At 73.3% G+C, this 5,499-nt stretch carries 6 protein-coding genes; 4 read left to right on the plus strand and 2 right to left on the minus strand.

The window, feature by feature from the left end; genetic code table 11:
• The 3 genes from KBX53_RS20690 to KBX53_RS20700 form a co-directional block, all read left to right on the plus strand.
• Nucleotides 1-518, plus strand: a 518-nt coding sequence (locus KBX53_RS20690; protein WP_210861109.1) for an SDR family oxidoreductase, incomplete at its 5' end; no start/stop codon positions are given.
• Nucleotides 515-1,468, plus strand: coding sequence for a glycosyltransferase family 9 protein (locus KBX53_RS20695; protein ID WP_210861111.1), 954 nt, complete (start codon nt 515-517; stop codon nt 1,466-1,468). The genes KBX53_RS20690 and KBX53_RS20695, both read left to right, overlap by 4 nt.
• Entirely contained in the window at nt 1,452-2,435 is a 984-nt protein-coding gene (locus KBX53_RS20700; protein ID WP_030334955.1) for a DNA topoisomerase IB, read from the plus strand. Before KBX53_RS20695 ends, KBX53_RS20700 begins: the two co-directional genes overlap by 17 nt.
• Before the next feature lie 153 nt (nt 2,436-2,588).
• Here the strand turns inward: KBX53_RS20700 and KBX53_RS20705 are convergent, their stop codons facing one another.
• Together KBX53_RS20705 and KBX53_RS20710 are read right to left on the minus strand one after the other, a co-directional pair.
• Nucleotides 2,589-3,623, minus strand: a complete 1,035-nt coding sequence (locus KBX53_RS20705) for a helix-turn-helix domain-containing protein (RefSeq protein ID WP_210861113.1) — start codon at nt 3,621-3,623, stop codon at nt 2,589-2,591.
• A gap of 8 nt (nt 3,624-3,631) precedes the next feature.
• Nucleotides 3,632-4,393, minus strand: a complete 762-nt coding sequence (locus KBX53_RS20710; protein WP_210861116.1) for a TetR/AcrR family transcriptional regulator — start codon at nt 4,391-4,393, stop codon at nt 3,632-3,634.
• Nucleotides 4,394-4,476: 83 nt separating this feature from the next.
• Here KBX53_RS20710 and KBX53_RS20715 point away from each other — a divergent pair.
• The coding region (locus tag KBX53_RS20715) for an MFS transporter (protein ID WP_210861118.1) at nt 4,477-5,499 on the plus strand (1,023 nt) is incomplete at its 3' end.

Here is a 5,499-nt window from a genome sequence, read left to right on the forward strand (position 1 = left end):
AGGCGGCCACCCGGCATCTCGCCGAGCAGGCCGGGGGCCTGGACGCCGTGGTCACCGCCGCCGGCACCGACGTGCCGGGCCGGCTCGCCGACCTGCCGGGCGAGACCTGGGACCGGATCGTCGCCGTGGACCTGCTGGCCACCGCGGCGGTGATCCGGGCCGCGCTGCCGTTCCTGCTGACCTCTCGGGGGCGCGTCGTCACCGTCGCCTCCACCCTGGGCGTCAAGGCGGTCAGCGACGCCACCGCGTACTGCGCGGCGAAGTTCGGGGTGGTGGGGTTCACCCGAGCCCTCGCCGCCGAGCTGGCCGGTCAGGTCGGCGTCACCCTGCTCATCCCGGGTGGGATGCGCACCGCGTTCTTCGACGAACGTGACCCGCAGTACAAGCCGGGGCCGGACGCGATCCTCAACGAGCCCGCCGACACCGCCGCCGCGATCATGTTCGCGCTCAGCCAGCCGGCCGGTTGCGCGGTGCGCGAGATGGTGGTCTGCGCCGAGCAGGAGACCTCGTACCCGTGATCCTCGTGCTGCGCGCCCTCGGCGTCGGCGATCTGGTGACCGCGGTGCCCGCGCTGCGGGCGCTGCGGGCCGCGTACCCCTCGCGGGAGCTGGCGCTCGCCGCGCCGGCCTGGCTGGCTCCGCTGGTCGACCTGGTCGGCGGGGTGGACCGGCTGGTGGACACCACCGGGCTGGACCGACCCCTGCGGGTCGGGTCGGCCCCGCGGGTCGCGGTCAACCTGCACGGCCGCGGTCCGCAGTCGCACCGGCTGCTCGCGGCCACCCGACCCGGTCGGCTGCTCGCCTTCGCCAACGCGGACGCCGGCTGTGCCGACGGCCCGCGTTGGGCCGCCGACGAGCACGAGGTGGACCGGTGGTGCCGGCTGCTGTCCTGGTACGACATCCCGACCGACCGGGCCGACCTCAGCCTGCGCCGACCCGGGTCGGCGGGGCTGCCCAGCGGTGCCACGGTGCTGCACCCGGGCAGCAAGATCCCGGCCAAACGGTGGCCGGCCGAGCGGTTCGCCGCGCTGGCCCGGACGCTCACCGACCAGGGGCACCGGGTGCTGCTCACCGGCTCGGCCGACGAACGGGAGTTGGCAACCCGGGTGGCCGAGGCGGCCGGCCTGACCTCGGACGCGGTTCTGGCCGGCCGGACCGACCTCGGCGGGCTCGCCGCGCTGGTGGCCGACGCCCGGTTGGTGGTCAGCGGGGACACCGGCGTCGCCCATCTGGCCACCGGGTACGGCACCGCGTCGGTGGTTCTCTTCGGGCCGGTGCCACCGGCGCACTGGGGGCCACCACCGGACCGGCCACGGCACCGGGTGTTGTGGGCCGGTGCGGGGGATTGGCCCAGGTGGGACGGGGTAGGAAGCCACCCGACGATGGCGGCTCTGCACCTCGACGAGGTGCTGGCCGCGGTGGCCGAGGTGGAGAGGGTGGTGCGGGTCTCCGGTGCGGTTGCGGCGTAGCGACCCGGGTCGACCGGGGTACGGACGGCGTCGTCGCGGACGGGGCTGGCTGTTCGTCGATCCGTCCGGGGCGCCGGTGCGGGATCCGGAGGTGCTGGCCCGGCTGCGGGAGCTGGTCATCCCGCCGGCCTGGCAGGACGTCTGGATCGCGCCGCATCCCAACGGGCACATCCAGGCGATCGGGATCGACGCGGCCGGGCGCAAGCAGTACGTCTACCACCCCCGGTGGCGGGAGAAGCAGGACGAGGCGAAGTTCGACCACATGCTGGAGGTGGCCCGGCGGTTGCCGGCGCTGCGGGAGCGGGTGGGGCGCGACCTGGACGGCCGTGGACTGGGCCGGGACCGGGTGCTGGCGACGGTGGCCCGGCTGCTCGACATGGGGATGTTCCGGGTCGGCAGCGACCAGTACGCGAACGGCGACGACCCGACCTACGGGGTGTCCACCCTGCGCCCCGAGCACGCCCGGTCCCGGCGCGGCTGCGTGGTGTTCGTGTTTCCCGCGAAGGGGGGCATCGAGCAGGTACGCCGGATCGAGGACCCGGAGCTGTGCCAGGTGCTCGTCAATCTGCGCCGTCGCCGGCGCCGGGCGGAGCGGCTGTTCGGCTACTGGGACGGCCGGGAGTGGCGCGACGTGCGCAGCGACGAGGTCAACGGTTACCTGCGCGACGCCAGCGGTGGGGAGATGACCGCGAAGGACTTCCGCACCTGGCACGCCACGGTGCTGGCGGCCACCGAGTTGGCCACCGCCGGCCCGGCCCGTTCGGTGACCGCCCGGCGCAAGGCGGTGGTCGCCGTGATGCGGGAGGTGGCGGAGCTGCTGGGCAACACGCCGACGGTGGCGCGGGCGTCGTACGTGGACCCTCGGGTGGTCGACCTCTACCACGAGGGGGTGGTGGCGGCGGTGGATCCGCTGGCGCCTCGCGAGGAGGCGGAGCGGGTCGTCCTGAAGCTGCTGGAGGGGGCCTGACCGGCCCCGCCGGCGATTCTGGGGAGGCGCGACGGGGTCGGAGTCCCGGGCTTGAGCAGGGTGCCACCGGGCGGCCGCCCGCCGCTCGCGCGGCGGGCGCCTCGCCACGGCCCCCGTTGCGGCCCACCAGGCGATGGTGCGGCCGCGCCGGTGTCAGTCTGCCGGTCCCGAGTTGACGGTGGACGCCTGACGGTTGACGATCCGCGCCAGATCCGAGGCGTTGTCGCGGTGTTCCTGCGGGGTCATTCCGTAGGCGGCCTTGAACGCCCGGCTGAAGTGGGCCTTGTGGGGAAACCCCCACCGCGCCGCGATGGTCTGCACGGGCTGGTTGCGCAGCGCCAGGTCGGTCAGGTCGCGTTGGCACCGGGCCAGTCGCAGGTCCCTGATGTACGACGCCACTGTGGCGTCCTCGCCCTCGAACAACCGGTGCAGGGATCGCACCGAGATGTGGTGGGCGTCGGCGACGACCTGGGGGTCGAGGGTCACCTCGCCGAGGTGGCGGTGGATGTACGCCTGCACCTGGGTGAGCAGCGCCCGGCGGCGGACCTCGGTGGGCACGGCGTCCTCGGCGACGAGGTGCCGGCCGAGCATGGTGGTGGCCAGGTCGAGCCCGACCGCGCCGAGCCGTCCGGCGTCGGCGGCGTGGTACTGCTCGGGGTGCCCGGTCACCTGGAGCAGGAACTGCGCCAGCAGCGCCCCGATCCCCTCGCTGCCGGACATCCGGCCGCCGTAGAGCGCGGCCATCCGCTGTGGCGGTAGCGGCAGGGCGGCGTGCGGGATCAGCGTGATGATCGAGGTGGCCTGGTCCCGCTCGGGCTCGGTGGCGTGGTGGCAGACGTCGTGCGGCCGGGACCCGTCGTAGAAGGTGAACTCGCCGGCCAGGATCTCGCTGTGGCGACCGTCCTGGCTGGAGGTGCCGATGCCGCCGGTGGTGAGGGCGAGGATGTACAGCTTCGGGTCGGACTGGCGGACCAGCTTGCGGGTCCGGGTGGCGTCCAGCGACGGGTATTCGTACTGCACCAGCTGGACCGGGCCGAGGTCGGTGAAGTCGGCGCGGGCGGCGAAGTCGTCGCTGTGCGCGGACCGGATGCGCAGCGGCGCCGAGGTGCGCGCCACCAGGTCCAGCCACATGCCGAACCGTTCGCGCGGCGGCAGAACCGTGGTGTCGATGGTGTCTCTCGCCAGCATCGGGCGCCCTAACCCGCTCGGCGCTGGATCAGCGCTTCGACGCCGTCGAGGATCCGGTCCAGACCGAAGGCGAACTCGTCGTCGGGGTGGTCGTCCTGGCTGAGCACGCCGGCGCTGAGCACCCGGTGCAGCGCGGGGAAGCGGGCCGGGTCGATGAGCCGGCCCACCAGCCGGGCGTACCCGGGCATCATCTCGGCGGGCTCGACGCCGGCCGCCCGGCTGCCCTCGGCGATCTGCGACGTGAGGGTTGCCTCGTTGCGGACGTACCCGGTGATCAGCAGCAGCACCGACATCTTCTCGTTCTCGCCGAGCGCGGTGCCGTCGAGGCAGCGCAGCCCGTCCTCCATCCAGCCGAGCTGCTGCGGGGTGATCGGTGGGCCGCTGATCGGGACGTGCAGCAGCCAGGACCGTCGCCGCAGCACCTCGTGTTCGGCCCAGGCCCACCGGGTGAGGCCGGTACGCCAGTCGTCGCGCGGGCCGGGCGGGCCGGGGGAGGGGCCGTACCCGGTGTCCACCATGAGCATCAGCAGTTCGTCCTTCGAGCCGACGTACCGGTAGAGGGCCATGGTCGCGGCGCCCAGCTCCTTGGCCACCCGGCTCATCGACACGGCGGCCAGGCCGTCGGCGTCGGCCACCCGGACCGCGGCGTCCACGATGGTGGGCACGCTCATTCCCGGCCGGGGCCCCTTGGGTGGTCGCTCCCGCAGCCCCCAGGCGCTCTCGATGGCCGGCGGGAGTACGGGCCCGCTGTCGTCTGTCTTCGCCGCCACATTTCCTCCCTTGCCTCGCCATCCTAGTTCTGCGTATGGTCTACGCATAACAGCGTATGGCATACGCAGAAAGAAGGATGATCATGAAGACCACCACCACACCGGCAGCGCGCGCCGGCCGGAGGGAGTGGATCGGGTTCGCGGTGCTGATGCTGGCGCTGCTCCTGGTCTCGATGGACGTGTCGGTGCTCTACTTCGCCGTCCCGTTCATCAGCGCGGAGCTGCGCCCCAGCGCCACCGAGCAGCTCTGGATCTTCGACATCTACGGTTTCGTGCTGGCCGGGCTGCTGATCACGATGGGCGCTCTGGGTGACCGGATCGGCCGACGCCGGCTCCTGCTGATCGGTGCCACCGCGTTCGGGGCGGCGTCGCTGCTGGCCGCGTACGCCGACAGCACCGCGACGCTGATCGCCGCCCGCGCCCTTCTCGGCGTCGGTGGCGCCACCCTGATGCCCTCGACGCTGGCCCTGGTGCGCAACATGTTCCACGACGCCAAGCAGCGCGGCACCGCCATCGGCGTCTGGACCGCCACCCTGACCGGCGGCATCGCCCTCGGCCCGGTGCTCAGCGGCATCCTGCTGGAGCACTTCTGGTGGGGCTCGATCTTCCTGATCAACATCCCGGCGATGCTGATGCTGCTCCTGCTCGCCCCGCTGCTGGTGCCCGAGTTCCGCAACCCGGCGACCGGGCGGTTCGACCTGATCAGCGCGGCGCTGTCGCTCGGCGCGCTGCTGCCGGTGATCTACGGCATCAAGGAGATGGCCCGCGACGGCGTCAGCCCGCTGCGGGTGCTCGCCATCGTCGGCGGTGTGCTGGTGGGCGCGCTCTTCCTGCACCGGCAGCGGACCCGGGCGTACCCGATGGTCGACCTCGCGTTGTTCCGCCGACGCGGCTTCGCCGGGTCGCTCGCGGTCAACCTGCTGGCGATGTTCGCCCTGGTCGGATTCGCCATCTTCACCACCCAGCACCTCCAGTTGGTGCTCGGCCTGAGCCCGCTGCGGGCGGCACTGTGGAGCCTGGTGCCGTCGCTCGCGGTGGGCGGGGTCGCGCCGGCAGCCGCAGCCCTCGCCCAGCGCGTCGAGCGGGCGTACCTGATCGGCGCGGGC

Source organism: Micromonospora sp. M51, assembly GCF_018070305.1.
GTDB lineage: Bacteria > Actinomycetota > Actinomycetes > Mycobacteriales > Micromonosporaceae > Micromonospora > Micromonospora parva.

Coding starts and splice junctions, on each gene's coding strand:
- KBX53_RS20705 (WP_210861113.1), bottom strand. CDS start 3,623: ATGCTGGCGAGAGACACCATCGACACCACGGTTCTGCCGCCGCGCGAA.